Source organism: Saccharopolyspora endophytica, from assembly GCF_018070075.1.
Taxonomy (GTDB): domain Bacteria; phylum Actinomycetota; class Actinomycetes; order Mycobacteriales; family Pseudonocardiaceae; genus Saccharopolyspora; species Saccharopolyspora endophytica.
The window spans coordinates 82324-108799 of the sequence record NZ_JAGPXE010000015.1; the positions used below are offsets into that span (position 1 = coordinate 82324).

24 protein-coding genes are annotated in these 26476 nt (G+C 70.1%); 11 read left to right on the forward strand and 13 right to left on the reverse strand.

The genetic code is table 11. The annotated features are described in order from the left end of the window. The first annotated feature begins 10 nt into the window (after window positions 1-10). From KBO27_RS28095 to KBO27_RS28105, 3 genes are read left to right on the forward strand one after another with little or no spacing between them, the layout of a single operon-like run. Window positions 11-2005, forward strand: coding sequence for an acetyl/propionyl/methylcrotonyl-CoA carboxylase subunit alpha (locus tag KBO27_RS28095; RefSeq protein ID WP_210972872.1), 1995 nt, complete (start codon window positions 11-13; stop codon window positions 2003-2005). Then, window positions 2002-3162: an acyl-CoA dehydrogenase family protein gene (locus KBO27_RS28100; RefSeq protein WP_210972873.1), complete on the forward strand. Its 1161-nt coding sequence runs from the start codon at window positions 2002-2004 to the stop codon at window positions 3160-3162. The genes KBO27_RS28095 and KBO27_RS28100 overlap by 4 nt, the downstream gene beginning before the upstream one ends. 28 nt (window positions 3163-3190) lie before the next feature. Beyond that, window positions 3191-3799, forward strand: a complete 609-nt coding sequence (locus tag KBO27_RS28105) for a TetR/AcrR family transcriptional regulator (protein ID WP_210972874.1) — start codon at window positions 3191-3193, stop codon at window positions 3797-3799. 69 nt (window positions 3800-3868) lie between these two features. Here KBO27_RS28105 and KBO27_RS28110 read toward each other — a convergent pair whose 3' ends face one another. Both KBO27_RS28110 and KBO27_RS28115 read right to left on the reverse strand, forming a co-directional pair. Then, window positions 3869-4327, reverse strand: coding sequence for a L,D-transpeptidase (locus tag KBO27_RS28110; RefSeq protein WP_246538231.1), 459 nt, complete (start codon window positions 4325-4327; stop codon window positions 3869-3871). A gap of 162 nt (window positions 4328-4489) precedes the next feature. Beyond that, window positions 4490-5524 (reverse strand): C40 family peptidase, encoded by a 1035-nt coding sequence (locus tag KBO27_RS28115; protein WP_210972875.1) that lies wholly within the window; start codon window positions 5522-5524, stop codon window positions 4490-4492. A 468-nt stretch (window positions 5525-5992) separates the two neighbouring features. Here KBO27_RS28115 and KBO27_RS28120 point away from each other — a divergent pair, with 468 nt between their 5' ends. Together KBO27_RS28120 and KBO27_RS28125 are read left to right on the forward strand one after the other, a co-directional pair. Further along, window positions 5993-6988 carry a chitinase gene (locus tag KBO27_RS28120; protein ID WP_210972876.1) on the forward strand — a complete coding sequence of 332 codons (996 nt, stop codon included), beginning with the start codon at window positions 5993-5995 and terminating at the stop codon, window positions 6986-6988. A 17-nt stretch (window positions 6989-7005) separates the two neighbouring features. Continuing rightward, window positions 7006-7965, forward strand: a complete 960-nt coding sequence (locus tag KBO27_RS28125; RefSeq protein ID WP_210972877.1) for a chitinase — start codon at window positions 7006-7008, stop codon at window positions 7963-7965. Window positions 7966-8013: 48 nt separating this feature from the next. Here the strand turns inward: KBO27_RS28125 and KBO27_RS28130 are convergent, their stop codons facing one another. Beyond that, complete coding sequence (locus KBO27_RS28130; protein WP_210972878.1) at window positions 8014-9120, reverse strand: serine hydrolase domain-containing protein; 1107 nt, start codon at window positions 9118-9120, stop codon at window positions 8014-8016. Further along, on the reverse strand, window positions 9117-10433 hold the full coding sequence (locus KBO27_RS28135; protein ID WP_210972879.1) for a flavin-containing monooxygenase: 1317 nt from the start codon (window positions 10431-10433) through the stop codon (window positions 9117-9119). The genes KBO27_RS28130 and KBO27_RS28135 overlap by 4 nt, the downstream gene beginning before the upstream one ends. A gap of 92 nt (window positions 10434-10525) precedes the next feature. On the opposite strand from KBO27_RS28135, the gene KBO27_RS28140 reads away from it, so the two are divergent. Further along, complete coding sequence (locus tag KBO27_RS28140) at window positions 10526-11161, forward strand: TetR/AcrR family transcriptional regulator (protein ID WP_307870668.1); 636 nt, start codon at window positions 10526-10528, stop codon at window positions 11159-11161. A gap of 504 nt (window positions 11162-11665) precedes the next feature. Further along, window positions 11666-13267, forward strand: a complete 1602-nt coding sequence (locus KBO27_RS28145; protein WP_210972880.1) for a DUF4241 domain-containing protein — start codon at window positions 11666-11668, stop codon at window positions 13265-13267. Window positions 13268-13299: 32 nt separating this feature from the next. Here KBO27_RS28145 and KBO27_RS28150 read toward each other — a convergent pair whose 3' ends face one another. From KBO27_RS28150 to KBO27_RS28160, 3 genes are all read right to left on the reverse strand, one after another. Continuing rightward, window positions 13300-14034: a hypothetical protein gene (locus tag KBO27_RS28150; RefSeq protein ID WP_307870669.1), complete on the reverse strand. Its 735-nt coding sequence runs from the start codon at window positions 14032-14034 to the stop codon at window positions 13300-13302. 184 nt (window positions 14035-14218) lie between these two features. Further along, entirely contained in the window at window positions 14219-15301 is a 1083-nt protein-coding gene (locus KBO27_RS28155) for a winged helix DNA-binding domain-containing protein (protein ID WP_210972881.1), read from the reverse strand. Window positions 15302-15305: 4 nt separating this feature from the next. Next, complete coding sequence (locus KBO27_RS28160) at window positions 15306-15875, reverse strand: DinB family protein (RefSeq protein WP_210972882.1); 570 nt, start codon at window positions 15873-15875, stop codon at window positions 15306-15308. A gap of 62 nt (window positions 15876-15937) precedes the next feature. Here KBO27_RS28160 and KBO27_RS28165 point away from each other — a divergent pair, with 62 nt between their 5' ends. Beyond that, a complete protein-coding gene (locus tag KBO27_RS28165; RefSeq protein ID WP_210972883.1) occupies window positions 15938-16888 on the forward strand; it encodes a helix-turn-helix transcriptional regulator in 951 nt (316 codons plus the stop codon). Window positions 16889-17223: 335 nt separating this feature from the next. Here the strand turns inward: KBO27_RS28165 and KBO27_RS28170 are convergent, their stop codons facing one another. Together KBO27_RS28170 and KBO27_RS28175 are read right to left on the reverse strand one after the other, a co-directional pair. Beyond that, a complete protein-coding gene (locus KBO27_RS28170) occupies window positions 17224-17877 on the reverse strand; it encodes a response regulator (protein ID WP_210972884.1) in 654 nt (217 codons plus the stop codon). Further along, complete coding sequence (locus KBO27_RS28175) at window positions 17874-18821, reverse strand: HAMP domain-containing sensor histidine kinase (protein WP_210972885.1); 948 nt, start codon at window positions 18819-18821, stop codon at window positions 17874-17876. The genes KBO27_RS28170 and KBO27_RS28175 overlap by 4 nt, the downstream gene beginning before the upstream one ends. 156 nt (window positions 18822-18977) lie before the next feature. On the opposite strand from KBO27_RS28175, the gene KBO27_RS28180 reads away from it, so the two are divergent. From KBO27_RS28180 to KBO27_RS28190, 3 genes are all read left to right on the forward strand, one after another. Then, window positions 18978-20096 carry an acyltransferase family protein gene (locus KBO27_RS28180; RefSeq protein WP_307870670.1) on the forward strand — a complete coding sequence of 373 codons (1119 nt, stop codon included), beginning with the start codon at window positions 18978-18980 and terminating at the stop codon, window positions 20094-20096. A gap of 7 nt (window positions 20097-20103) precedes the next feature. After that, the gene (locus KBO27_RS28185) at window positions 20104-21126 is read left to right on the forward strand and encodes an LLM class flavin-dependent oxidoreductase (protein WP_210972886.1); all 1023 of its coding nucleotides are present in this window, start codon (window positions 20104-20106) and stop codon (window positions 21124-21126) included. A gap of 175 nt (window positions 21127-21301) precedes the next feature. Further along, entirely contained in the window at window positions 21302-22588 is a 1287-nt protein-coding gene (locus KBO27_RS28190) for an SLC13 family permease (RefSeq protein WP_210972887.1), read from the forward strand. Window positions 22589-22594: 6 nt separating this feature from the next. On the opposite strand, the gene KBO27_RS28195 is transcribed toward KBO27_RS28190, so the two are convergent. The 4 genes from KBO27_RS28195 to KBO27_RS28210 are packed head-to-tail and all read right to left on the reverse strand — an operon-like array spanning window position 22595 to window position 26451. After that, window positions 22595-23365: an aminoglycoside 3'-phosphotransferase gene (locus tag KBO27_RS28195; RefSeq protein WP_307870671.1), complete on the reverse strand. Its 771-nt coding sequence runs from the start codon at window positions 23363-23365 to the stop codon at window positions 22595-22597. Window positions 23366-23411: 46 nt separating this feature from the next. After that, window positions 23412-24623 (reverse strand): metal-dependent hydrolase family protein, encoded by a 1212-nt coding sequence (locus KBO27_RS28200; protein WP_210972985.1) that lies wholly within the window; start codon window positions 24621-24623, stop codon window positions 23412-23414. Next, window positions 24617-25075, reverse strand: a complete 459-nt coding sequence (locus tag KBO27_RS28205) for a GAF domain-containing protein (RefSeq protein WP_246538233.1) — start codon at window positions 25073-25075, stop codon at window positions 24617-24619. Before KBO27_RS28205 ends, KBO27_RS28200 begins: the two co-directional genes overlap by 7 nt. Then, window positions 25072-26451 (reverse strand): MFS transporter, encoded by a 1380-nt coding sequence (locus KBO27_RS28210; protein ID WP_210972889.1) that lies wholly within the window; start codon window positions 26449-26451, stop codon window positions 25072-25074. Before KBO27_RS28210 ends, KBO27_RS28205 begins: the two co-directional genes overlap by 4 nt. Window positions 26452-26476 lie beyond the last annotated feature (25 nt).

The following is a 26476-nucleotide window of genomic DNA, read 5'->3' on the forward strand; positions in this document are numbered from 1 at the left end:
TCCTGAAGCGATGATCACCCATGTTCTGGTCGCCAACCGCGGTGAGATCGCCCGGCGGGTCTTCGCCACCGCCCGCCGCATGGGCCTGTCGACCACGGCGGTCTTCTCCGACACCGACGCCTCCGCTCCGCACGTCACCGAAGCCGACGTGGCGGTCCGGCTGCCCGGCGACACCCCGGGCGAGACGTACCTGAGGGCCGAGCGGCTCGTGCAGGCCGCGCGGTCCACCGGTGCCGACACCGTCCACCCCGGTTACGGGTTCCTCTCGGAGAACGCCGCGTTCGCGCAGGCGGTGTCCGACGCCGGGCTGCGCTGGGTGGGTCCGCCGGTCCAGGCCATCGAGTCGATGGGCTCCAAGGTCGAGGCCAAGAAGCTGATGGCCGACGCCGGAGTCCCGGTGCTGCCCGAGTTGAACCCCGAGGCCGTCACCGAGTCCGACCTGCCGGTCCTGGTCAAGGCCTCCGCAGGCGGCGGCGGTCGCGGCATGCGGGTGGTGCGGACGCTGGCCGAGCTGCCCGAGCAGCTCGACGCCGCGCGCCGCGAGGCCGAGTCGGCATTCGGCGATCCGACCGTGTTCTGCGAGCGCTACCTGGAGACCGGGCGGCACATCGAGGTGCAGGTCCTCGCCGACGCGCACGGCACGGTGTGGGCGCTCGGCGAGCGCGAGTGCTCGATCCAGCGCAGGCACCAGAAGGTCGTCGAAGAAGCGCCGTCCCCGCTGGTCGAGCGCATCGGCCCGCGGATGCGGGAGCGGCTGTTCGCGTCCGCGCGGCTGGCGGCCTCCGCCATCGGCTACGAGGGCGCGGGGACCGTGGAGTTCCTGGCCGACGAGCGGGGCGAGTTCTTCTTCCTGGAGATGAACACGCGCCTGCAGGTCGAGCACCCCGTCACCGAGAACACCACCGGAGTCGACCTGGTCCGGCTCCAGCTGCAGATCGCCGACGGCCACGCGCTTCCCGCCGAACCTCCCGCCTCCCGAGGTCATTCGATCGAGGTCCGGCTCTACGCCGAAGATCCCGCGCACGACTGGCGCCCGCAGAGCGGAACGCTGGAGCGCATCGAGTTCGACGACACCGCAGCGGAGTTCGCCGTCTTGAGCTCTCCGGGGGTCAGGCTGGACTCCGGTTTCGCCGGCGGGGACGCGGTGAGCATCCACTACGACCCGATGCTGGCCAAGGTCATCTCCTTCGGCGAGAGCCGGGAGGAGGCCGCGCGGCTGCTGTCCGCGAGCCTGGCGCGAGCCGAGATCCACGGCCTGATCACCAACCGGGACCTGCTCGTGCGCGTCCTGCGGCACCCGGCGTTCCTGGCCGGTGACACGGACACGGCGTTCTTCGACCGCCACGGCCTGCAGGCCCTGTCCCGCCCGCTGGCCACCGACGACACCGCCGACCTCGCTGCGGTCGCCGCCGCGATGGCCGCGGCCGCCGAGAACCGGCTCACCGCGCGGGCCAACGCCCGGATCCCGTCGGGATGGCGGAACCTGCCTTCGGTGCCGCAGACCAAGACCTACACCTGCGGGGACCGCGAGATCGAGGTGTCCTACCTCGCCAAGCGCACCGGAGTCGAGGTCGCCGACCACCCGGGGCTCGCGCTGGTGGAGGCGACCCCGACCCGCGTCGTGCTCGACGTTCCGGGTGAGCACGGTCCGGTCCGCCGGAGCTTCGCCATCGCCCGCTACGGCGACCGCGTCCACGTCGACTCCCCGCTCGGGCCGGTCGCGCTGGCGCGCGCGCCGCGCTTCACCGACCCCGCCGACCTGGTCACCGAGGGATCGCTGCTGGCCCCGATGCCCGGCAAGGTCATCCGCCTCGCCGCCGCCGTCGGGGACCGCGTCACCGCAGGTCAGCCGATCCTCTGGCTGGAGGCGATGAAGATGGAGCACACCGTCGCCTCCCCCGCCGACGGCGTGCTCGGCGAGCTCGACGTCGTCGCGGGGCAGCAGGTCGAGGTGGGAACCGTGCTCGCCGTGGTCGACACCCCGGACACCGAGGAGAACGCATGAGCTTCATCGAGACCGACGAGCGCAAGGAGCTGCGCGCTTCCGTCGCCAAGCTCGCCCAGCGCTACAACCACGTCGACTACGTGCTGCCCAAGGCGCGCCGGCACGAACCGCTCACCGAGCTCTGGTCCGAGGCGGGCAGGCTCGGGTTCCTCGGCGTCAACATCCCCGAGGAGTACGGCGGCGGCGGTGCCGGGATCTACGAACTCGCGCTGGTGCAGGAAGAACTCGCAGCCCAGGGCGCCGGGCTGCTGCTGGTCGTGGTCTCCCCCGCGATCTGCGGCACGATCATCACCAAGTACGGCACGCCCGAGCAGAAGCAGCGCTGGCTGCCCGGCCTCGCCGACGCCACCACCACGATGGTCTTCGCCATCACCGAACCGGACGCGGGCTCGAACTCGCACCACATCACCACCACCGCGCGCCGCGACGGCGACGACTGGATCCTGCAGGGCCAGAAGGTGTTCATCTCCGGCGTCGACCAGGCCGACGCGGTGCTGGTCGTCGCCCGCACCGAGGACTCCCGCACCGGCAAGCTCAAGCCCGCGCTGTTCGTCGTGCCCACCGGCACGCCGAACTTCGTGGCGCAGCCGATGGAGATGGACATCATCGCCCCGGACCGGCAGTTCACGCTGTTCCTCGACGACGTGCGGCTGCCCGCGGACGCGCTGGTCGGCGAGGAGGACGCGGCGCTGATGCAGCTGTTCTCCGGGCTCAACCCGGAACGCATCCTCGGCGCCGCCCTGGCTACCGGCATGGGCCGCTACGCGCTGACCACGGCCGTCGACTACGCCAACCAGCGGCAGGTCTGGAAGACCCCGATCGGCGCGCACCAGGGCATCGCCCACCCGCTGGCGCAGCACAAGATCGAGGTGGAGCTGGCCAAGGTGATGATGCAGAAGGCCGCCACGCTCTACGACGAGGGTCTGGACCTGGAAGCCGCCGAGGCGGCGAACATGGCCAAGTACGCGGCCGCCGAGGCAAGCATCGCCGCTCTGGACCGCGCCATCCAGACCCACGGCGGTTCCGGCCTGACGGCCGAGCACGGCTTGGCCGCGATGCTCGGCGCCGCCCGCATCGCCCGGGTCGCTCCGGTCAGCCGTGAAATGATCCTCAACTACGTGGCCCAGCACAGCCTGGGTCTGCCGAAGTCGTACTGAGCCGGATCCGGTCAGCACCGGTGGGGGGATGAGGAGAATGTCGTCGCGCGAGCCGAAGCAGGACCGCAGCCGGGCGACGCGGCAACGCCTGCTGGAAGCGACCATCGACTGCCTGGCCGACCAGGGCTGGGAGGCCACGACGGTCACCGCCGCGGCGCAGCGCGCGGGTGTGTCGCGCGGTGCGGCGCAGCACCACTTCCCGGCTCGCGAGGACCTCATCACCGCGGCCCTGGAGCACATGTTCGACGCGCGGATGGCCGAGATCCGCGCGGAGAGCACCCGGCTGCCCGAAGGGCCGGGACGGACCGAGTTCGTGGTCTCCAGGGTCGTCGACCACTACACGGGCGAGCTGTTCAAGGCCGCCCTCCAGGTCTGGACGGCGGCCGCCGCGGACCCGTCCCTGCGGGAGCGGATCGTGCCGCTGGAGGCGAAGTTCGGCCGGACGGTCCACCAGACGGCGATCGAGCTGCTCGGCGCCGACGACAGCGACCCGACCACCCGACGCCTCGTCCAGGCCACCCTCGACCTCGCCCGCGGACTCGGCCTCGCCGACGTCCTCACCGACGACTCCGCGCGGCGCCGGAACATCGTCACCCAGTGGGCGGCGACCCTGCACGCCGCTCTCCCCCAGTCCTGAAAGTGACGAAGGGCCCGCGACTCCCGCACGTGGTGCGCGGAAGTCGCGGGCCCTTCGCAGGTTCTCCGCTTACGGGACGACCTGGACCTCGTCGCCGACCTGGAGCTTGTCGAAGAAGACCGTGGAGGACTTCTTCGACAGGTGGACGCAGCCCGCGGAGCGCTCGGTGAGGCTGCCCTGGTGGAACGCGACGCCGGTGTTGGTGAAGAACACCGAGTTCGGCATCGGTGCGTCGAATTCCTTGCTGTGGTGGTCCTTGTCCTTCCACGTCACGTGGAAGACGCCGGCCGGGGTGGGGCTCTCCGGGCGGCCGCCCAGCGCCGAGGCCTCGCCGTAGTAGACCTCGCCGGCGCGGATCAGCCACGCGCGGTTCTGCGAAAGGCTCACGCACGCATGCGCGGTCGCCGTGCACGGCGTGCCGGGGACGAGCTCGGGGGCCGGCGCCGGTTCTGCCGCCGCGCTGCCCGCGCCGAGCGGCAGCACGGTGGCCGCAGCGGTCACCGACACCATCGCGATCCTGCTTAACATGGGCTCTCCCAACGTTCTCCGCCTCGCCCGGAACCTCGGTTCACGCGAGGACGGGACCAGGGACCTGGCTTTCAGTGATCATGCCAGCACACACTGTAGCGGAGCCGATTTCGGTGCGGTCGCGAAATGCCGGAACTCCACCCGCTGCGCCCAACCGGCCTGTCAGCCGGCGACGCGACGCACCGAGTGGACCTCACCCATGTACTCGACCTCTTCGACGGTGACGTCCTGGCCCTCGGTCGGGGCGTGCACGATCTTGCCGTTGCCGATGTAGATGCCGTCGTGGCTGGCGGAGCTGTAGAAGAAGACGATGTCGCCGGGCTTCATCTCCGACTGCGACACCGAGCGGCCGGCCGACACCTGCGAGCGCGTCGAGCCCGGCAGGTCGACGCCCGCCTGCTTGTAGGCCCACTGCACCAGCCCCGAGCAGTCGAACTCCTCGGGGCCCTTGGCTCCGAACACGTACGGCGAGCCCTGCTTGCCCAGGGCGGCGTTGACCGCCTTGATCGCCGCACCCGAACCGGCGAGCTGACCCACGGCGCTCTCCACGCCGGACAGCGCGTCCTTGTCCTTCTCGCTGAGCTCGTTGTACTGCTGCTTGACCTTGGCGACCTGGGAGTCCATCTCCTTCTTGCGGCCGGCGATGTCGCCCTCCAGCCGCGCGGCGTCGGACTCGGCCTTGGCGGCACCGGCGCGCGCGTCCCATGCCTGGCGGCGGGCGCTCTCCGCGCGGTGCGTGGCGTCGGCGTAGGCGCGCACGGACTCGGAGTTGTGCTGCGCCATCAGGTCGAGCGTGGAGGCCCGGTCCAGGAACGCGTCCGGGGTCTCGCTGCCGAGGACCGCGGCGATCGAGTTCATCTGCGAGCCCTTGTAGGAGGCCTTGCTCAGCCGGTCGACCTGGCCGCGCAGCTGCTCCTCCTGCACGCGCGCTTCGCCGGCGACCCGGTCCGCCTGCTGGGCTTCGGCGTTGAACCGGTCGAGGTCGTGGCGCTTGGCCGCGTGATCGTCCTGCGCCTTCTTGTAGTCCTCGGTGATCACCTCGGCCTGGCGGGACAGCTCGCGCAGCTTCTGCGCCGCCTGCGACGCCTCGCCCGACTCGGGCTCAGCGGTGGCCGGGGTGCTGCCGAGCATCACGGTGGAGAGCGCGGCAGCCGCCACCAACGCGGTGCGCCTCGGAGTTGGGTTGGCGTTCGACATGGGGAGCCGATCACTCCTTCGAGTGGGTACTGCGGCAATGGGCGGTCACCCTAGATCCCCGCCGCTGGACCTCCCGGAACCGGGCGAAGCACCCGCCATCCGGCCGTGCGCAGGAGAAACGGATCAAGTGGCGGGCGGTCGTCCGCGTGGTGGGGACCGCTGGCAGATCGTGATCCTTCGCACCGCCGGAATCCGCTAACGCCGGGCTGCCCTGGAACGACGTGGCGCGGCGTCCGGCGGAACCCGCTGCGACACAGGGACGCCGCCGATGGCGCGCCCGGTCCAGAGGCGTTGCGTAGTCCCGCCAAAGTGGTCTAGACCCATTGACTCTGTGGCGTGGTGCACATACTTTCCACCGCGCCGGTAGCGGAGATCTCCGCAGTGCGAAATCCGGGGCCGAGCGCGCCGCGCTTCCGGATCGATTCACGACCCGACCGACAGGCCGGGTCGCCATGAGGGGAGAACCCTGTGACGAGGAAACCGATCCGCTGGGCGGCGCTGGCCGCCGGCCTGCTGATGCTGCCGATCGCCGGAGCCATGACGGCGCAGGCCGCGCCCGGTGAGCTCAAGGCCGCGCCGTACTACATGCCGCTGGACAACGAACCGCAGGACATCGCCGAGGCGATCCAGACCAGCGGGCAGAAGGACTACATCTTCGCCTTCGCCCTGGCCCCCTCCACCGACTCCTGCACCCCCACCTGGGACGGCAAGGTCGGCCAGGAGATCGCCACCGACACCGCCGTGAAGGCCAAGGCCGACGCGGTGCGCGCCGCGGGCGGCAACATCTCGGTGTCCTTCGGCGGCTACAACGGCATCGAGCTCGCGACCGCGTGCGCCGACGCCACCGCCCTGGCGGACGCTTACCAGCAGGTCATCGACAAGTACGAACTGACGCACATCGACCTCGACATCGAGGGCGACGACCTCGGCGACGTGGCAGGCGAGACCAAGCGCTTCGAAGCCATCAAGATGCTCAAGGAGCGCAACCCCGACCTGCACGTCACGTTGACGCTGCCGATGACCACCGTCGGGCTCAACGAAGCGGGCAAGGCCGAGATCCAGCGCGCCAAGGACATGGGCGCCGAGATCGACCTGTTCAAGATCATGGACTTCGACTACGGCGGCCCCGGGCAGGACATGGCCAACAGCGCCATCTCGGTCGCCGAGGCGTTCCACAAGCAGCTGCGCGAGCTGCACCCCGAGTTCGACGACGCCGCGGCCTACGCGCGCACCGGCGTGATCCTCATGAACGGTCACACCGACCAGCCGTCCGAGCTGTTCACGCCGGACACCTTCCGCGCGCTGCTGGACTACGCCGAGCAGAAGCAGATCGGCCGCCTCTCCTACTGGGCGCTCAACCGCGACCGCGTCTGCACCCAGCCCGGCGGATGGGCTGACGGCAAGTGCAGCAGCGTCGAGCAGCAGCCCTACGAATTCACCAAGATCATCGCCGAGTTCCAGTGAGCCCCCGGAGTAGCACCATGCGCATTCCCCGAAAGCTCGTCACCGCCCTTCTCGCGGGCTCGATGCTCCCGCTGGCCGCGGGTTCCGCCCTCGCCCAGGAAGCCCCCGCCGAGATCAAGTCCGCTCCCTACATCGACGTGATGCAGGAGAAGCCCACCCTGGCCGAGGTCGCCAAGGCCACCGGCCAGCAGCACTTCACGCTCGCCTTCGTGCTCGGCAGCGCCGCCGGCTGCACCCCGATGTGGGGTGGCGAGCGGGCCGTCGACGACCCGGCCATCAAGGGCCAGATCGACGAACTGCGCGCCATGGGCGGCGACGTCATCGTCGCCACCGGCGGCGCCATGGGCCCGTACCTGGAGAGCGTGTGCGGCACCGCCGACGAGCTGCTGGGCGCCTACAAGACGATCCTCGACGCGACCGGCGCCAACCACCTCGACGTCGACGTCGAGGCGACCATCCCGCACGACGTCGTCAACGAGGCGCTCGCCAAGCTCCAAGCCGAGCGCGGCACCAAGGTCAGCTACACGCTGCGCGTCCAGGCCGATGAGACCGGCCTCGACCCCTACTCGCTGCAGGTGCTGCAGAGCGCCGCCGCGCACGGGGTCGACGTGCTGGTCAACCCGATGGCCATGGAGTTCGGCTCGCAGAAGCCGTGGGGCGACGCGGTGATCGCGGCCGCCGAGAGCACCCTGAAGCAGATGAAGGAGATCTGGCCCGACCTCAGCGACGCCGACCTCAAGGCCCGCCTGGGCGTGACGCCGATGATCGGCCGCAACTTCAACGGCAACATCTTCACCCAGGACCACGCCCGCCAGCTGCTGGACTGGGCCAACGCCAACGGCATCGGCCTGCTGTCTTTCTGGTCCGCGGGCCGCGACAACGGCGGCTGCCCGGGCGGCGCCGTGTCGCCGACGTGCAGCAGCATCGAGCAGCAGCCCTTCGAGTTCACCACCCTCTTCAAGGGCTTCGGAGCCTGATCGCCCACGACGCCGGCGGCCCCGCGGGTCGCCGGCGTCGTCATGTCCTCAGTCCGCGACGCACTCGTAGGTCGTGCGCACGTACTCGCGGGTCTTGGCCGCCCCGACGAGCTCGGCGGCCATCTTGTTCATCGTGTAGGCCATGGTCATCCGCCGGTCGAGGTCGTTGACCACCACGGCGCCTCCGTGGCCGACCCACCAGCAGATCCGCCCGGACGGCGTGGGCATGAGATCAGGTGTGGGCAGCGCGTACCCCATGCCGAAGGGGATGCGGTGACCGAGAACCCGGTCCGGGGAATCGGATTGGACCTCGAAGATCCGCTCCACGGTCTCCGGCGACAGGTAGGTCCTGCCGTCGAGGGTGCCCCCGTGCGAGACCAGCGACTGCAGGCGCGCGACCGAGCGGGCGTTGCCCTGGCCGTTGAACCCGCCGAGCTCGGCGCCGAGGAACTCCCGCGTGGTGGTCACCTTCATCGAGAACAGCGGGTTGAGCAGCGCCCGCTGCCCGAACTCGCCGAGGTCGGGCGCGTGCGGCGGCGATTTGAGGACCGCGACCCGCTCGTCCGCGGATTCCGGCGCGCCGAGCCAGTAATCGGCACCCAGCGGTTCGGCGTAGTCGGTGCGCAGCACGGTTCCGGCGGACCGCTCGGTGACCCGCTGCACGAGCTCGCCGAGCAGGTGGCCGTGGCTGATCGCCTGGTAGCCCGACCCGTTCCCCGGCTCGAACCACGGCTTCTGCGCGGCCAGCAGCGCCGCCGCCCGGCGCGTGTCGTAGAGGTCGGCCACGGTCATCTTCTCGTCCCAGCCCGGAAGTCCGCTGGTGTGCCCGAGAACGTGCCTGACCAGCACCTCGTCCTTGCCCTCGGCGGCGAACTCCGGCCAGTAGCGGGCCACCGGCGCGTCCAGGTCGAGCTCCTGCGCATCGGCCAGGCCGAGCACGACCAGGGCGAGCATCGTCTTGGTCACCGAGAAGGTGTTGACCAGCGTGTCCCTCTCCCACGGCACGCCCTCGCGGGCTTCGCCGCCCCAGATGTCGACCACCGTCTCGCCGTCCTGGACGACGCAGATCGAGGCGCCGCGTTCCTCGCCTTCGCCCAACCGGCGTTCCAGGAGGTCGCGCAGCGGCGCGAAGCGGGGTGCGCAGTGACCGTTCATCGGGTGGCTCGCTTTCTGCCTGCGGCGATCTCGCGGTGGAGATCGCGCACGTACCGGGCGAAGTCGAGTTGGATGGTATGCCGAGGTGCGTCGTAGTACTGCCGCAGATGCTTGCGCTCGTCGTGCGCCATCATCCGCCGCATCTCCGCCCTCGCGGGCGCCCGGTACTCCCCGGTGAGGTGCGCGGCGATGAGCTTGCTCTGCTGCTCGGCGAGGTTGACGATCGTCGGCGACGCCTGCGCGAGCCCGGCGAAGTACAGGTTGTCGATGCCGGGCTTGAGGATCCGCTTGAACAGCGGGAACCGGTGCTCGGCATCGGGTTGCAGTTCAGGGTCGTCGAAGAACGGGAAGCTCATGTTGTAGCCGGTGGCGAACACGATCACGTCGGCCGCGATCCGGGTGCCGTCGGTGCACTGCACTTCCGAGCCGTCGAGCCGCTCGATGCCGGGGACGCAGGTCAGATCGCCGGAACCCGCCTTGGCCAGGAAGTCGACGCTCACCGACGGGTGCGCGGACAGCGGTTCGTGGTCGGGTTCGGGCAGGCCGTAGTCCCGCATCGCGCCGACGTTGTTCTTGATGGCCTTGCGCGCCAGGCGCAGCGCGAGCCGCTTGGGCATCCACGGCGGCATCATCAGCTTGTCGGCCGGCTTGCCGCCCCGGTACTTCGGCAGCACCCACACCCCGCGACGTGCGGAAACCCAGACGTGCTCGGCGATGGAGCGGTGCGACAGCTCCGCGGCGATGTCCAGCGCGGAGTTGCCCATGCCCACCACCACGACCCGCTTGCCGCGCATGTCCACCGGTGAGAACGGGCTGCGGTAGGAGTGGCTGTGCAGGGTCGTCCCATCGAACTCGCCCGGGTACTGCGGGGTTCGCGGGTCCCAGTGGTGACCGTTGGCGACCACCAGCGCGTCGTACTCGCGCGTCTCACCGCTGCTCAGCCGGACTTCCCAGTTCCCGCCGGAGGTTCGCCGGGCGGCCTCGACGCGGGTGTTGAAGGTGATGGTCTCGCGCAGGCCGAAGTGCTCGACGTAGTCCCGGAAGTAGCGGTGGATCAGCGTGTGGTGCGGGAAGTCGGGCCACGCACCGGTCGCCGGGAAGTCCTCGAACTGCAGCCGGGTGGTCGAGGTGTCGATGTGCAGCGATTCGTAGCAGGCGGAACGGCCGTTGGGGTTGTCGAAGTACCAGTTCCCGCCGATGTCGTCGGACTCTTCGAAGCAGTCGTAGCGAACTCCGGCGTCGCGGAGCCGCTTGGCCGTGGTGAAGCCGGAACACCCGGCGCCGATGATGCAGACCACCGGATCGGAACCCATCGGCAACCTCCTCGTCGCGATGCGATCGGCGATCGACTCTGCCATTTCGCTGACGTGGTGTCCAGTGAGTGGGCAGCTGTATGGTCGGGGCCGTGACCGACACCGAGCGCCTGACGCTGCGGCAGCAGCAGAAGCAGCAGACCCGCGCCGCGCTGCTGGATGCGGCCCGCCGGCTGTTCGTCGAGCGCGGCTACGCTGCGGTCACGGTCGACGACGTCACCTCCGAGGTCGGCTGCAGCCGAGCGACCTTCTACCTGCACTTCAACGGCAAACCCGACGTCCTGCGGCGGATCGGCGCCGAAACGACGCAGCAGCGCGCGGTCTCGGTCTACGCCGACCTGGACGCGGTCCTGGCCAGCGGTTCGCGGGACCGGTTCACCGAGTGGCTGCGCCGCGCCCTCCACTGGTTCGAGGCGAACCGAGACATCCTGCCGGTGTGGGACGAGGCGGTGGCCCTGGAGCCCTCCTTCCGGCCGATCGCGACGGCGGCGGTCGCCGAGCTGCCCGCCGCGATGCCCCGATACCTGCAGCGGTGGGGCGCCTCGCGCGGCGATGAGGCGCGCTTGCGGGTCGGACTGCTGGTGACCCAGCTGGAGCGCTTCTTCACCCGCTGGGCGGTTCAGGGCACGTTGGACACCAGCGACACCGATCCCGCGGAAACGCTCACCGACATCTGGTACCCGGCGCTGCTGCCACCCGAGGAACGCCACTCGGCCGAGCAAGCCTGAAACGGGTTACGGCCCACACCGTTTCACTGAGTGATCGTCTTGATCACCCTATTTAGCGATGCCTTGTCGCTCGCGCTTTCGAATGCCGTCGGGCATCATTTAGCACATGAGTTCGAATCCGATTTCCTCCGCGGCCACTCGTCCCGACACTCGCGCTCAACCGTCCACAGTGCTCATCAGCCCGCCTTGGTGCGGCTGGTTGAACGCACCCTCGGCAGCGCTCGTTGAGCCATCCAGATCACGAGACCCGCCATTCCTCGGCGGAGGACGCCACTCCGACCCCACGGTCGGTTGACCCAACATGTCTGCGGCACTTGTTGTTTGATAACTGCAGAGTGGGAAAATGCGGAACCTGGGGCATCCTGTGGTCGCCGCGCGAGTCCAGCGGGTTCGCGCGGCGACCTCCCGGGGCCGACGTTCGGCCGAACCCGACGCGTGGGGCGAACCGAACGCGACCCGTGCCACGTGTTGAGAACAACCCGACATCACAACGGAAGAGCCCCCATGCCGATCCCCGCCCCCGACTTCGACCAGATCTTCACCGACGGATCCCGCCACTCGATCCCCGGACTCGGCGACGCCACCGTCCAGCTGCGCCAGGAGACCTCGCTGTGGATGCCTTCCGGGAAGGTCTACGCCGGCGAGCCCTTCATGTTCGGTTCGTCCGACGACGGAGCGTTCGTGCAGGAGGTCCCGCCGGGCACCTACCCGGTCGTGCTCGCCGAGGCCCGCTTCGGCGAGCCCGATCAGTTCAGCTGGTACCAGGCCGTGGCGGCGATCAAGATCCAGGTTCGCGACGAGCCGGCGACCTCCTGGGAGATGGCGCTGGTGGGCGACCAGGACGCCTCGACCCTGGACGGCGACTCCTACTTCGGCTACCCCGTCGACGGCGGCACCGGTGGTTTCATCGACGCGGCGAACCTGTCCTTCTGCGACGACGAGGAGTACGTCGACCGCGTGCTGGAAGCCCTGGAGGAACGGGACTACACGGGCGCGGGACGACTCGCCGACGAGCAGGACCGGACGGTGGTCGTCGTGTGCTCCTCCGGCGGCGGCGACGGCCACTACCCGACCTGGGTGGGGCGCAACGCCGGCGGCGAGATCACCTGCTTCGTCACGGACTTCTTCATCCTGACCGACGACGGTGACGACGAGGACGACGACGAAGGCGACGGCGGTCCGCTCGACGCGCCCGACTACGCACCGGGCGATTACGCCACCGGCCACGAGATGCGCACCGGGCAGACGCTTCGCCGCGAATCGCTCACCTCGGAGAACGGCCGGTTCTCGTTGGTGCACCAGGACGACGGCAACATCGTGCTCTACGAGAACGAGTCGATGCGGGCGTGGTGGGCCTCGAACACCTGCGGCGCGGACACCGCCCTCTGCGCGCTGCGCGAGACCGACGGCCTCGTGCTCTTCGCCCCCAGCGGCAGGCGGATCTGGTCCACCGGCGCGGTCCGACCGGCCGCCACGCTCGTGGTGCGCGACGACGGCAATGTCACCATCACCGACGTCGACGGCGAGATCGCCTGGACCTCCGACAGCACTGCGGCCGTCCCCGGCGGCCCGGCGGCGATCGGTGACCGGATGCTGCCCGGCCAGACCCTGGGACGCCAGTCGCTGACCTCCCCGTCCGGCCGTCACACGCTGACCCATCAGGACGACGGGAACCTGGTCCTCTACAGCAACGAGGGGCGTGGTGCGCTCTGGGCGTCGAACACCCAGTTCCACGGGACCGGCCGCTGCAAGCTCCTCGACGACGGCGACCTCGTCCTCTACGACAAGCGCGGCGGCGCCGTGTGGTCCACCGGCACGGCGGGCAATCCGGGCGCGCAGCTGACCGTCGGCGACGACGGTCTTGAACTCCGCAACGCCGACGACGTGGTCGTCTGGAGCGTCCGCACCACCCCGGGAACGCAGCTCACCGACGGGCACTCCCCGCTGTCGGCCGCCACGTCGGCGATCGCACCGACCGCCATGACGATGGCCGAGCCGCTGCAACCGGTCGTGGCCGCCGAGCTGACCGCAGCCACACCGGCGATCCCCATGGGGCAGTCGGTTCCGGCCCAGGAATGCGTTCCGGCGGAGCCGTCGGAGAGCTGACCTCGGCCCTCCCCGTCACGACCTGATGGTGGTCACTCCGCTGCGGCGATCGGCTGCGGCTTCGCGGGCTCCTCGTCGTCGACCTTGTCCTCGCCCCGGCGGCGGAAGAACTGGAACCCGGGGATGCCGGCGATCGCCCGGCGGACGTCGTAGGTGACTTCGAGGAGCTCGTGGATCTCGGGACCGACTCGGTCCAGGGTCCGCAAGATCGGCAGGATGTCGGTGAGGATGTGCTCGGTGAGCTGCGGAAGCTCGTCGACCAGGCGGATCGCCGCATCGACCTCGGCATCGGAGAGCTCCTCGACGAACCTGTCCACCAGCGGTGCGGCCTTCTTCGCCGTGGGCGAGTACAGCGAGAGGAGCTCGTCGGCGTTGGCCGAGGTGCGCTGCGCCTCGGCGACGGTGTTGGCCGCGTCGTCGCAGATCCCGTTGGCCCGCCGCACGACCGATTCCGCCATGGTCGAGACCTGGCCGGCTGCGGCCACGATGGGAGCGGCCGCCACTGCGACCGCGCGGGCGTCCTGGATCGTCTCCTCGGCGTCTGCGACGGTTCCGCCGGCGCGCTGGACCAGGTCTTCCACCTGGTCCACCACCGTGGAGATGCGGCCGACCAGCTTCTCGGTCTCGCCGAGAAGTCCCAGCACCCGGACCGGAGCGGTGGCGGCGGCCGTGGCCGTTTCGGCTGCCCAGCCCACCGTGGACTTCGCCAGGCCGAGGACGTCAGAGGGCGTCGGTACGCGGAACACCATGGCCTCCACTGTGCACACCGGTCAGGATCCACGCCACCATCTCACGGCGCATCGGTGGTCAGGACATGGGCCAGCACAGGCCGCGACCAGCGGGTCGGCGTCGCGACATCCATGTCGACCAACGGCGGCGTGCCGTGAAGGCCACAGCCGTGGACCGGACGAGGTCCGGTGCCAGGCACGAGGTGCTCCGCTCCTGAACCGGCTAGGTCACGCGGGCGCGGTCTCTCTCCCCGTCGGTGAGGAACAGCGCCAGCGCGCTCCCCCGCTCGACCAGCTCCGCACGCTGGGCGCGTGAGAAGGAGTGCAGCGCAGCGATGTTCACGGTTCCCCCGGCGACCTTCCAGGTCCCGGCGACGCGACCGTCCACCAGCACGACGCGTTCGCCGGCCACCGACAGGCCGCGGTGCTCGTCGTCGATGATCCGGCTGCGGTCGTCGTAACCGAGGATGGCGTTGTCGAACGCGGGCAGGAACCGCACGGGCGCGGGCACGTCCGGGTCCGGGCGCGGCGCGTCGGGCAGATCCAGCAGTTCACGCCCGCGTTCATCCCGGAAGGACACGAGCTCGTCACGCACCGCCTTCACCGCGCCCGGCAGGCCGGCCAGCCCCGACCAGGCGCGGATGTCGGCGGTGGCGGCCGGGCCGAACGCGGCGAGGTAGCGGCGCACCAGGTCCCGGCCGACCTGATCGTCGGGTGACTCCTGGTCGACGTCCCGGCCCAGCCAGGAGGACACCGGCAGGTAACGGGCCGCCCCGCTGGTGCGCCACAGACCTCGCGGCGGCAGCTGCACCACGGGAACCAGGGCTCCGACCACGGCTTCGCCCAGAGCGCGGAGGCTCTGCTCGGGCCAGCGGTGGGCGATCGCTCTCGCGAGCTTGGACTGCGAATGCGGTTCGCCCTCCGCCAGCACCTCCCGGCCCGCGGCCGCGAGCTCGCCGAGGTCGACCTCCTCGAGCTCGCGCCGGTAGACGCCGAGGACCCGCTGCAACAGCATCGCGTCGTGCCGGGACCGCCAGGACAGGACGTCCTCGGCGGCCAGCAGGTGCATGGTGCGGCGCATCAGGTGCGTCCGCACCACTCGCCGGCGGGTCAGCAGCTCCGAGAGCTCCGCCGGATCGAAGACGCGCATCCGGGACCAGAGGCCGACGAACGGCTCCTGCGGTTCCTGTGCCTGCACGCCGCACAGGTGCGCAACGGCATCGCGGGGCGCGAGGTCCGCCGGTTGGAGCAGGAGCTGCCGGGCCAGCGTCGCGCGGTTGAGCGCGCGGGTGTCGAGAACGGGCATGCGCTCAGGTGGTCGTCTGGCCGTCGATGGTCTCGCGGATGATGTCCGCGTGTCCGGCGTGCTGCGCGATCTCGGAGATCACGTGCAGCAGCACGCGGCGGGCGCTGAGCTCGGTCCCGGGTTCGTTCCAGGGCGCGTCGGGCACCGGGTGCGTGATCAGCAGGTCGGGCAGCGCGGTCACGATCTCCTCGGTGCGGGCGGCGACGTTCTCGCAGCGCTGCACGATCCCTTCGAGGCTGTCACCCGGCAGCATCTGGAAATCGTTGATCCGGTCGGTCATCCACTGCGGGTACTCGCGCGCCGTGCCGGCCTCGATGTCGCCCCAGGTGACTCCGTCTGGCAGCGCGAAGGACATCGCCGACGGCCCGTCGGTGATGAACCGCAGCCACGACTCCTCGGTGCTCGTGACGTGCTTGACGATCCCGCCGAGGCACAGCTCGCTCTTGGTCGGGCGCTCGCCCAGCTGTTCGTCGGTCAGTCCTCGGACGGTGTTGAGCAACTGGCCGCGCACGGTGGCGAGCTCGGCGAGCAGGTCGGCCTTCTCAACGTCGAGTGCGGTGTGGGAAGCAGTCATGAGAGCAGCTTGGCACCGGTAGCGGTCAGTTTCTGTCCGCTACTGCGGGCACGATGGGGTGCATGCGGAAAACTTCGACGCGATTGCTGTCGTTGCTGTCGCTGCTCCAGGCGCGCCGGGACTGGCCCGGTTCGGTGCTCGCCGAGCGCCTGGAGGTCAGCGACCGCACGGTTCGGCGCGATGTCGACCGGCTGCGGGAGCTGGGCTACCCGATCGCGGCGGTCAAAGGACCGGACGGCGGGTACCGGCTGGAAGCGGGCAGCAACCTGCCGCCGCTGCTGTTCGACGACGACCAGGCGGTCGCGCTCGCGATCGCGCTGCGCATCGCGACCACGGCGGGAGCGGGCATCGAGGAGGCCGCCGCCCGCGCGCTGATCACCCTCCGCCAGGTGATGCCCTCGCGGCTCCGCCACCGGATCGATTCGTTGCAGATCACCGCGGTCGAGCGCAGCACCGCCCAGCGCGTGGACAGCGAGGTCCTGATGGCCCTGAGCGTCGCGGTGCACGCTCGGGAGGAGCTCCGGTTCGACTACACCGGCTCGTCCGCGCCTCGCCGGACCCACCCGCACCACCTGATCACCTGGGGCGGGCGCTGGTACCTCGTCGCCTGGGACCTGGAGCGCGATGACTGGCGCACCTTCCGCGCCGATCGGATCACCCCGCGCGTCCCGACGGGTCCGCGCTTCACCCGGCGCGAACTCCCCGGCGGCGACGTGGCCGCGTTCGTCAGGGCCAGGTTCCAGGGGGCGGAAACATGGCCGTGCCAAGGAGAGGTCGTCCTCGACCTGCCCGCGGGGACGGTTTCCCGCTACACCTACGACGGCGTGGTCGAGGAGCTGACCGACGACCGCTGCAAGCTCACGCTGGGATCGTGGTCGTGGAAGGCACTGGCCGCAGAGCTCGGGAAGTACGACGCGGAGGTGGAGGTCATCGGACCACCGGAGCTCCGAACCGCCTTCTCCCAGCTGGCCGATCGCTACGCCCGAGCAGCGGCGGACACACCGAATCCCTAGGCCGGGAGGTCGTTTCAGGCTCGCTGGTTCCCCTTGCCACCGGTGTAGGGGTGAACGGCGGCCCGGCCGGCGGCCGCCCCGTAGCGGCAGACCAGCAGGAGGTAGACGGTCAGGATTTTCGGTCGAGCGGTCACGATTTCCGAACTCCTTCTCTGATGCGATGTTTCGCACTTCAGGTGGTACCGCATGATCACGAAGCCGCAGGCGAGCGCGGAGCGTTTCGTCGCTTTTTAACCCGTACGAACGACCGGATTCGACCTTTCAGAGCGGGCGCACCACCCGGTCGTGCGCGAAAGTCGTTTCGCGAACAACATTCTCGTACGCGCCGTGACGGCTCACGGTTCGATGAGCCCCGCACGGATCGCGTAACGGGTGAGTTCCAACCGGTCCTTCATGCCCAGCTTCGCCATGAGGTTGGAGCGATGTCGCTCCACCGTCTTGATGCTGATGACGAGCAGGTCGGCGATCTCCTTCGAGGAGTGCCCCTCGGCGACGAGCTTGAGGATCTCCTCCTCCCGATCGGTGATGGCCCGTTCGGGAACGGCCTCCCCCTGGCCCGCGCGGTCGAGGTAGCTGCGGATCAGCGAGGTCACCGCCCCCGGGTACAGGAACGGTTCGCCGCGCATGGCCGCGCGGCACGCCTCCACCAGGTCGCGGTCGGCGACGGACTTGAGCACGTAACCGGACGCACCGGACTTGAGCGCCTCGAACAGGTACTGCTCGTTGTCGTACATCGTCAGGATCAGGATGCGCAGGTCCGGCTGCAGCCGGGTGAGCTGCCGGGCCGCCTGCAACCCGGTCAGCCGGGGCATGGCGATGTCGAGGATCGCCAGGTCCAGCTCCCCGGCCTGCGCGAGCTCGACGGCCTCGGCCCCGTCGCCGGCCTCGGCCACGACGGCGAGGTCGGGTTCGTTGTCGAGGATCAGCCGGACTCCGCGACGGACCAGCACGTGATCATCGGCCAGCAGGATGCGGGTCGTGTCGGTCATCGGCCGCCCCCGGTGTTGATCGGCACGTCGAGCCGGACTTCAGTGCCGCCCTCGGAGACCGGTTCGACGGCCAGCGTCGCCCCGGCCAGCAGTGCGCGCTCCCGCATTCCCCGGATGCCGGCGCCTTCCGGGGAGTCCCCGATGCCCGCGCCGTTGTCCCGCACCCGCAACCGGACCTCCGAGGGCTCCACGTGCACCAGCAGGTGGATGCGGGTCGCACCGGAGTGCCGGACCGCGTTGGTGATGCTCTCCTGCGCCACCCGGTAGATGACCAGCTCGACCTCCTCGCCCAGCTCCGGCAGCTCGCCCTTGATCCGGCACCGGGCGGCGACGCCGTGGACCTCGCCGGTGAGCGACTTCAGCGCGCTGGCCAGGCCGAGCTCCTCCAGCACCCCGGGGCGCAGCCGCCGGGCGATGCGGCGGATCTCGTCGAGGCTGTCGCGGGTGGTCTCCTGCACCTGGTGCAGCGCGTCGGACACCGCCTCGGGCGCCTCGTCCGCGACCCGCCTGAGCTCCAGCAGCACCGCGGTCAGGCTCTGCCCGACCTCGTCGTGGAGCTCGCGGGCGATGCGGCGGCGCTCGGCCTCCTGCGCGGACAGCGCCTGGGCGTTGCTGGTGGCGCGCTCGAACTCCAGCCGGTCCAGCATCGCGTTGAACGCCATGATCAGGTCCGCGATGCCCCCGTGCCCGGACACCGGCGGCCGCGATCCCGGCCGCAGCAGGTCGATGGTGGTCATCGCTCGGGTCAGCCGCCGCAGCGGCAGGAACCCGATGCGCAGCAGCACCGCGTTGGCCACCAGCATCGCGACCAGCCCGGCGACCAGGATCAGGCCTTCGGCGGGCAGCACCGGCGTGGACACCGTGGCCGGGCTGAGCACCAGCAGCACCGTCGCTCCGGTGAGCACGGCGGCGTTGAGCAGGAACACCCGCCAGAACAAGGACACGTCCCGCACCTCCTGAACGCCCATTCGACCACCGGTCGCCCTTCGAACACCCATACGGGTCGTGCGCACCAAAAATGGGTGTCAGCCCCGATGGCCAACAGACGCTCTCCTGGGTGAAGCTGGCCGGAGGACTAGCGCAGAGGAAGAGCGACAAGCGTGACGACAGCCGGATCCGGCGGTGGGCAGAGCCGCCGGAAGATCAGCTGGGATCTTGTTCGAGCCGGTTGCGTGGTGCTGGTGATGCTCTATCACTCCACGAGCCTGAGCGTCTTCCTCCACCCCGAGCTGGAGCCGAGGACCTTCGAGTTCCCGTATCAGGTCGGGGCCAGCCTGCTGCTGGTCGTCTCCGCGTACTTCGCGTGCGTGACGATCCGCCGCGGCTCCCTGCTCCGCTACTGGTGGGGCCGCGTGGCCCGACTGCTGCCGTCGTTCCTGGCGGCCGTGGTGGTCAGCTACTACGTGCTGCGGGCGTTCCCGATCGAGGGCTGGTTCTTCCCCCTGCCCGAGGACCTGCGAGCCAACCTGCTGATGCTGTGGCACTGGAAGCCGCAGTTCTACCCCTTCATCGACGGCTCGCACTGGACGGTGCCGCTGCAGCTGATGGGCTTCACCGTCGCCGCCCTGCTCTACCGGAGCTGGTGGGGCCACGGTCGCAGGATCGTGATCGTGCTGTGGGTGGCGGTGCTGGTACCGCTGGCGCAGTGGCCGATCCGGATCGCCGAGCCGATCGACGAGACCTACCGGACCGTGGTCGACGGGGTCGGCATGCACCGCTGGCACCTGTTCGTCGCGGGAGTGGCGATCTGGATGTGGTCGGTCAAGCGCCTGAGCACCCCGCACTTCGCGGCTCTGCTGGCGCTCTGCATGGCGGCGCAGGAAGTGCACAACTACACGCGCACGCCCGAAGGTCTGCTGGCCGACACCGGCTCGTCGGTGGCCGTGGCCATCGGCATGTGCCTGATCGCGCTGGTCGCGCGCTCCCCCGACATGGCGATGCCGCAGCCCGCGCGACGCGCGATCAGCTGGTTCGCCGGCATCTCCTACGGCACCTTCCTGATGCACCAGGCCATCGGCTACATCGTGCTGCGCAAGCTGCAGGACGTGGGGGTCGACACCATCACGCAGACCCTGGCGATGCTGGTGACGGGCACGCTCCTCGGGTGGGTGCTCACCCGCGCGGTGGAGCAGCCGGCCCACAAGCTGCTCATGAAGCCCTTCAAGCAGGGTGGTGGCGCGGCTCGCACCCGGGAAACAAAAACGGTCGGTCCGCGTTGAACCCGGTGTGAAAAAGATCGGGTTCCTGTCCTTCGGGCACTGGTCGGCCTCGCCGCACTCGCAGACGCGCACCGCGGCGGACGCGCTGCACCAGGCCGTCGACCTCTCCGTCGCAGCGGAAGAGCTCGGCGCCGACGGCGCCTACTTCCGCGTGCACCACTTCGCGCGGCAGTACGGCTCGCCGTTCCCGCTGCTGGCGGCGATCGGCGCCCGGACCAGCCGCATCGAGATCGGCACCGGCGTGATCGACATGCGCTACGAGAACCCGCTCTACATGGCCGAGGACGCGGGTTCGGCCGACCTCCTCTCCGACGGCAGGCTGCAGCTCGGCATCAGCAGGGGATCGCCGGAGCAGGTGATCGAGGGCTGGCGCTACTTCGGCTACCAGCCACCGGAGGGCCAGACCGACGCGGACATGGCGCGCACCCACACCGAGGTGCTGATGGAGGTCCTCAAGGGCGAGGGGTTCGCGCAGCCCAATCCGCGGCCGATGTTCCCCAACCCGCCGGGACTGCTGCGCGTCGAGCCGCACTCCCCCGGCCTGCGGGACCGCATCTGGTGGGGGTCGAGCTCCAACGCGACGGCGCGGTGGGCGGCGAAGCTGGGGATGAACCTGCAGAGCTCCACGCTCAAGGACGACGAGAGCGGTGAGCCGCTGCACGTCCAGCAGCGCAAGCAGATCGAGGCGTTCCGCGAGGCCTGGCGCGCCGAGGGGCACGAGCGCGAGCCGCGGGTGTCGGTCAGCCGCAGCATCTTCGCCATCGTCAACGACCTCGACGACATGTACTTCGGCGGTGACGACAACACCGAGGACAAGATCGGCAACATCGACGCCAACACCCGCGCGATCTTCGGTCGGTCCTACGCGGCGGCGCCGGACGTGCTGGTCAAGCAGCTGGCCGAGGACGAGGCGATCGCCGCGGCCGACACCCTGCTGCTCACGGTGCCCAACCAGCTGGGCGTGGACTACAACGCCCACGTCATCGACAGCATCCTCCGCCACGTGGCCCCGGAGCTCGGCTGGCGCTGATCGCGCTGCAGGGCGGCCGGGCGCCCGGCGGCACCCCGAAACTGGATGAGCCAGTTGGCCAGTTCGGTATTGACTTCGGGCTGCGTTTCACGGAAAGTGGCTGAGCCAGTGAGCCACTGTGCCGCGCACCACACCCCCTTCGTGGTGCGCGGGCCGCGCAGGCAAGGAGGCAAAGGTGCCACCCGAAGTCATATCCATCCTGGTGCTGGTCGCCGCGTTCGTCATCGCCACGACGCTGTCGGTGAACATGGGAGTGCTGTGCTTCGCAGCGGCTTTCCTGGTCGCCACGGTGTTCGGCGGGCTGTCCGAGGACGACATCTTCGACGGCTTCCCCGGGGACCTGTTCGTGGTCCTGGTGGGCGTGACGTTCCTGTTCGCGATAGCCCGGGCGAACGGCACGACCGACTGGGTGGTGCAACGCGCCGTTCGGTTGGTGGGCGGCCGGATCGCGCTGATCCCGTGGGTGATGTTCGGGATCGGCGCGCTGCTCACCGCGATCGGTGCGGTCAGCCCCGCCGCGGTGGCCATCGTGGCTCCGATCGCGCTGAACCTGGCCGCGCAGTACCGGATCAACCCGCTGCTGATGGGCGCGATGGTCGTGCACGGCACGCAGGCGGGCGGTTTCTCGCCGATCAGCATCTACGGCAGCATCGTCAACGAGGTCGTGGCCAACAGCGGGTTGCCGGGCAGTCCGCTGGTGCTGTTCCTGGGCAGCTTCGCCGCCAACGCCGTGATCGCCGGGATCGTGTTCGTGGTCTTCGGAGGCCTGCGGCTGCGCAGGGGCGCCGAGGCCCGGCGGCTCATCGCGACGGGTTCGGGCGGCGGTGCGGAGGTCCCCGACAGCGAGCCGGTCGAGGAGCTGCGGCTCAACCGCGACCGCGTGCTGACGCTGACCGGTCTGGTGGTCCTGGTGGTCACCACGCTCGGCTTCGGGCTCGACGTCGGCCTGATGGCGATGAGCATCGCCGTGGTGCTCAGCGTCCTGTCGCCCAAGACCGGCAAGGCCGCGCCGAGCGAAGTCGCGTGGCCGACCGTGCTGCTGATCTGCGGTGTCCTCACCTACGTCGGCGTGCTGGAGAAGATGGGCACGATCGACTACGTGGGCCACTCGGTGGCCGGCATCGGCGTTCCGCTGCTCGCCGCTCTCCTGCTGTGCTACATCGGCGCGATCGTGTCGGCGTTCGCCTCGTCGGTCGGCATCATGGGCGCCCTCATCCCGCTGGCGGTGCCGTTCCTGCAGACCGGCAGCGTCGGACCGATCGGCATGATCACGGCCTTCGCGGTGGCGGCCACGGTCGTCGACGTGAGCCCGTTCTCCACCAACGGCGCGATCGTGCTGGCCAACGCCAAGGACGTGGACAAGGACGCATTCTTCCGGAAGCTCCTCATCTACGGGGGCGTCGTCGTGGCAGCCACCCCGCTGGCGCTCTGGATCCTGCTGGTCCTGCCGGGTTTCGGCTGAGCGAGGTCAGTCCGCCAACCACCACAGGAGCCGGTAGTGGGCCGTGCGGTCCGGGTCGGGAGCGACGCCGTAGGCGTCCAGGAGCGCGTCCTCCCAACCCGGACCGTAGTTCCACAGGGTGGACCAGGTGGCGACGGCGAGGTCGGCCCAGCGGTCGGCCACGCCGAGGCTGCCGAGGTCGACGTGGCCGGTGCACCGGTCACCGTCCCCGATGAGGGTGTTGGGGGCGCAGGCGTCGCCGTGGCAGACCACCAGGCGATCGACCGGAGGAGGTTCGGCGAGGAGGTCCAGCGCCTCGTCGACTCCGCCGATGCGGGCGAGCTCGGGTGGCCGGTCCGCCAGGTCGATCAGGCCTGCGGTGGCGCGTTGCCGAGCGCCGGCCAGCCGCGATTCGGTTGACCAGTCGAACGGGCAGCTCTCGACGGGTAGTGCCTCGTGCAGTGCGCGCAGTCCGGAACCGATGGCGCGCACCGCGGTCTCGGGCTGGGAGATCCAGCGGTCGTCGACGGCTGAGAGACCGGGCAGCCCCGCGGTGACCATCCAGTCCCCGGTGCTGTCGGAGCCGTGGTCGAGCACGCGCGGCACCGAGGCGTAGCGGCCGGCCCAGCGCAACCGCTCCACCTCGGGAGCCAGCGGGAGGCCGTCGGGTGACCACTTCACGAACTGCGCGCGGGGTTCCGATCCGATCCGGAAGGTCAGCCCTCCCAGCTCGTTTCGCCACACCGCCCGAACCGGACGGCCGCCCGCGATGGCGCGGACCACGGGCGGCGTCCCCACCGGCTCACGAGGTGCTGAAGCGATCACAGCACCATTCTTCCCGCTCTCAGACGAGTTGACCGCCCTGCACGACGTGCGTGATGTGCTTGGGCTCGGCGAGCACGGCGATGTCCTCGAGCGGGTCGCCGTCGAGGACGACCAGGTCGGCCACCGCTCCTTCGCGGAGGGTGCCGATCTCGCCGCTCATGCCGAGCAGGTCGGCGGCGGTGCTGGTCGCGGAGCGGATCACGTCCAACGGCGGCTGGACCTCGCTGCGGATCCGGAACTCCTCGTTCTGGTGACGGTGCATGCCGCCGAGCAGGTCGGTGCCGTAGGCGATCTTCACGCCGCCTCGGTGCGCGGTCTCCAACGCGGCCAGTCCGGCGCCGAGCACCTCGTCGACCTTGCGCCAGCTGTCCTCGGGCAGGCCGAACTCCCGACCTTCGGTCTTGAGCGCCCAGTAGGTGACCAGCGTGGGCACCAGGAACGCGTCCTGCTCGAGGAATTCGTCCACGTTGGACTCGTCGATGAGGTTGCCGTGCTCGATGGAGCGGATGCCGGCGCGCAGCGAACGGCTCACCGAGCGCGCCGTGTAGGCGTGGGCGGCGACGTAGCGGTTGGCGGCCTCGGCTTCCTGCACGATGGCGTGCAGTTCGTCCATCGAGTACTGGGTGGAGTCGATGCGGTCGGTGGGCGAGGCGACCCCGCCCCCGGCCATCACCTTGATGTGGTGGGCGCCCTTGCGCAGTTCGTCGCGGGCGGCGGCGCGCACCGCGTCCACGCCGTCGGCGATGCGGCCCAGCCCCGCGCAGCACTGGTGCCCGTCGTGCACGCGGGTGCCGCGCGGGCGGCTGTCGCCGTGCCCTCCGGTCTGGCTCAACGCCTTTCCGCAGAAGGCGAGCCGCGGCCCGCGAACGAGCCCTTCGGCCTGCGCGTCGGCGAGCCCGAAGTCCGCACCCGAGGCGTCGCGCACGGTGGTGAAGCCGCGGTCGAGCATCCCGCCCATGATCCGCGCGGAGTGCGCGGTGGCGTAGGACGGGGACCAGGTGGTCAGCGCGCCGAGGTCGGCGGTGGCGGCGGTGACGTGCACGTGGCCGTCGATGAGCCCGGGCAGCACCGTCGCGCCGGACAGCTGCACCGTCCGGGCCCCGTCCGGTGCCCGCAGCCCGCGGCCGATCTCGACGATGCGGCCGTCGGCGCACAGCAGGTCACCTTCGGCGTACTCGCCGGTGTCGACGTCGAGCAGCTTGCCGGAGCGCAGCAGCAGGGTGGTCACGATGTCGGTCCTTCCTCGGGTTCGTCGATGCGCTGCACGAGCTCGCTCAGCGCGGGTGCGGCCAGCACCGCCAGTTCTCCGGCCCGCGCCACCTGGGGCTGCCCGTAGGCGCCGGGGGCGTCGAGCAGGTTGAGCACGCCCAGCGTGCCGGACTCGCCCACGACCGGGACGTTGATCACCGATCCGCAGCCGAGTTCGGCGATGAGCCGGTGATCGGCGAAGACCTCGCGCACCGCGGCCTCGTCGGGGCCGAAGTAGGGCAGCTGCGCGGTGATGCACCGGTCCAGCCACCCCGCGGCGACCTCGACGGACTTCTCGCCGCCCACCGGGTACTGCTCGGGGTGGCTGCTGTGCGCGCGGTGCAGCACGCCGCGGCCGGGCAGCCACGCGAGCACGGTGAACAGCCGGACTCCGACGTCCTCCCGAACCCGTTCCTCCACTTCGGACAGCGTCATCGCGATACCGCCTTCGTCTCGTCGGTTTCGGTGAGGTCTTCCAGCGACCGGCCCGCGGTGGACAGCCCGAACAGCAGGGTGCACACGACGCCGACCGCCAGCACGGCGGTGGTGAGTCCGAAGACTCCGGCGAATCCCAGGGATGCGGCGGAGATGCCGATCACCGAGGGCGCGATGATGCTGCCGACGCGGCCAAATGCGCTGGACAGACCGGTTCCCGAGGCCCGGATCCAGGTCGGGAAGACCTCCGGGGTGTACGAGTAGACCGCTGCGTAGGTGCCGTTGAGGAAGAACGACAGCACGGCCGCCGAGGTCGTGATCAGCACCGGGTCGGTCATCTGGCTCATCCAGAACGCGCTGGCCGCGGCCCCGGCGAGGTAGAGGGCGATGGTGTTCTTGCGATCCAGGTACTCGCCCAGCCAGGCCGCGGAGAAGTACCCGGGCACCTGCGCGAGGTAGATGATGATCGAGAACTCGAAGCTCTTGGTGACCGTGATCCCCTGCTGCACCAGCAAGGTCGGGATCCAGGTGAAGAAGCCGTAGTAGGAGAAGGTGATCACGAACCAGATCAGCCAGGTGATCGCAGTGCGCCGGGCCATCGAGCCGCTCCACAGGTACTTCAGCGCGGAGACCAGCCCGATCTTGCGCGCCTCGGCCGGCTTCTCGACCACGGCTTCGGGGATCGGCGGCAGCGGGGCGCGGGTGGCCGCCCGGACCTTCTCCTCCAGGTCGACCACGACCTTCTCGGCCTCGGCCGTCCGCCCGTTGGCCAGCAGGTATCGCGGTGATTCCGGTAGCGATCGACGCCACCACAGCAGCATCACGATCGGCAGCGCGGTGATGACCTGGGCCCAGCGCCAGCCCTCGGGGACCGGCTGCACGACGAACCGGCCGAGCAGCGCCGCGGCGACGAAGCCGAAGGAGAAGAACCCGGCGAGCGCGCCGACGAACCACCCCCGCCGAGCGGCGGGCACGAACTCGGACAGGAACGGCGCGATGATCGCGCTCTCGGCCCCGGCTCCGAACCCGGCGAGCACGCGGGCGCCGAGGAAGATCTCGTAGTTGGGCGACAGAGCTCCGATGATGGAGAACAGCGCGTAGACGGCCAGCGCCCACATCATGACCTTGCGGCGGCCGATGCGGTCGCCGAGCAGTCCGGCGCAGGTGGCGCCGAACAGGAAGCCGAAGGGCGTGGCCGAGCCGATCAGGCCGAGCTGGGCGTTGGTCAGCCCCCACTCGTCCTGGACGCTCGGCAGCAGGAACGCCACCACGGCCGAGTCCATGCCGTCGAAGGTGTAGCCGAGTCCGCCTAGCAGCAGCAGGAGGTAGTGCGGCCGGCTCAGCGGGAGCCGGTCGAGTCTGGCCAGCAGGGACACGGTTGCCTCCAGGTGAGGGGTGCGT

Bases quoted from the DNA above. Each gene is read 5' to 3' on its own strand.
- KBO27_RS28130 (WP_210972878.1), bottom strand. From the start codon at position 9,120: ATGAACGGTCACTGCGCACCCCGCTTCGCGCCGCTGCGCGACCTCCTG.
- KBO27_RS28105 (WP_210972874.1), top strand. From the start codon at position 3,191: ATGAGGAGAATGTCGTCGCGCGAGCCGAAGCAGGACCGCAGCCGGGCG.
- KBO27_RS28165 (WP_210972883.1), top strand. From the start codon at position 15,938: ATGCGGAAAACTTCGACGCGATTGCTGTCGTTGCTGTCGCTGCTCCAG.
- KBO27_RS28100 (WP_210972873.1), top strand. From the start codon at position 2,002: ATGAGCTTCATCGAGACCGACGAGCGCAAGGAGCTGCGCGCTTCCGTC.
- KBO27_RS28135 (WP_210972879.1), bottom strand. From the start codon at position 10,433: ATGGGTTCCGATCCGGTGGTCTGCATCATCGGCGCCGGGTGTTCCGGC.
- KBO27_RS28170 (WP_210972884.1), bottom strand. From the start codon at position 17,877: ATGACCGACACGACCCGCATCCTGCTGGCCGATGATCACGTGCTGGTC.
- KBO27_RS28095 (WP_210972872.1), top strand. From the start codon at position 11: ATGATCACCCATGTTCTGGTCGCCAACCGCGGTGAGATCGCCCGGCGG.
- KBO27_RS28115 (WP_210972875.1), bottom strand. From the start codon at position 5,524: ATGTCGAACGCCAACCCAACTCCGAGGCGCACCGCGTTGGTGGCGGCT.
- KBO27_RS28205 (WP_246538233.1), bottom strand. From the start codon at position 25,075: ATGACGCTGTCCGAAGTGGAGGAACGGGTTCGGGAGGACGTCGGAGTC.
- KBO27_RS28110 (WP_246538231.1), bottom strand. From the start codon at position 4,327: ATGTTAAGCAGGATCGCGATGGTGTCGGTGACCGCTGCGGCCACCGTG.
- KBO27_RS28160 (WP_210972882.1), bottom strand. From the start codon at position 15,875: ATGACTGCTTCCCACACCGCACTCGACGTTGAGAAGGCCGACCTGCTC.
- KBO27_RS28125 (WP_210972877.1), top strand. From the start codon at position 7,006: ATGCGCATTCCCCGAAAGCTCGTCACCGCCCTTCTCGCGGGCTCGATG.
- KBO27_RS28145 (WP_210972880.1), top strand. From the start codon at position 11,666: ATGCCGATCCCCGCCCCCGACTTCGACCAGATCTTCACCGACGGATCC.
- KBO27_RS28155 (WP_210972881.1), bottom strand. From the start codon at position 15,301: ATGCCCGTTCTCGACACCCGCGCGCTCAACCGCGCGACGCTGGCCCGG.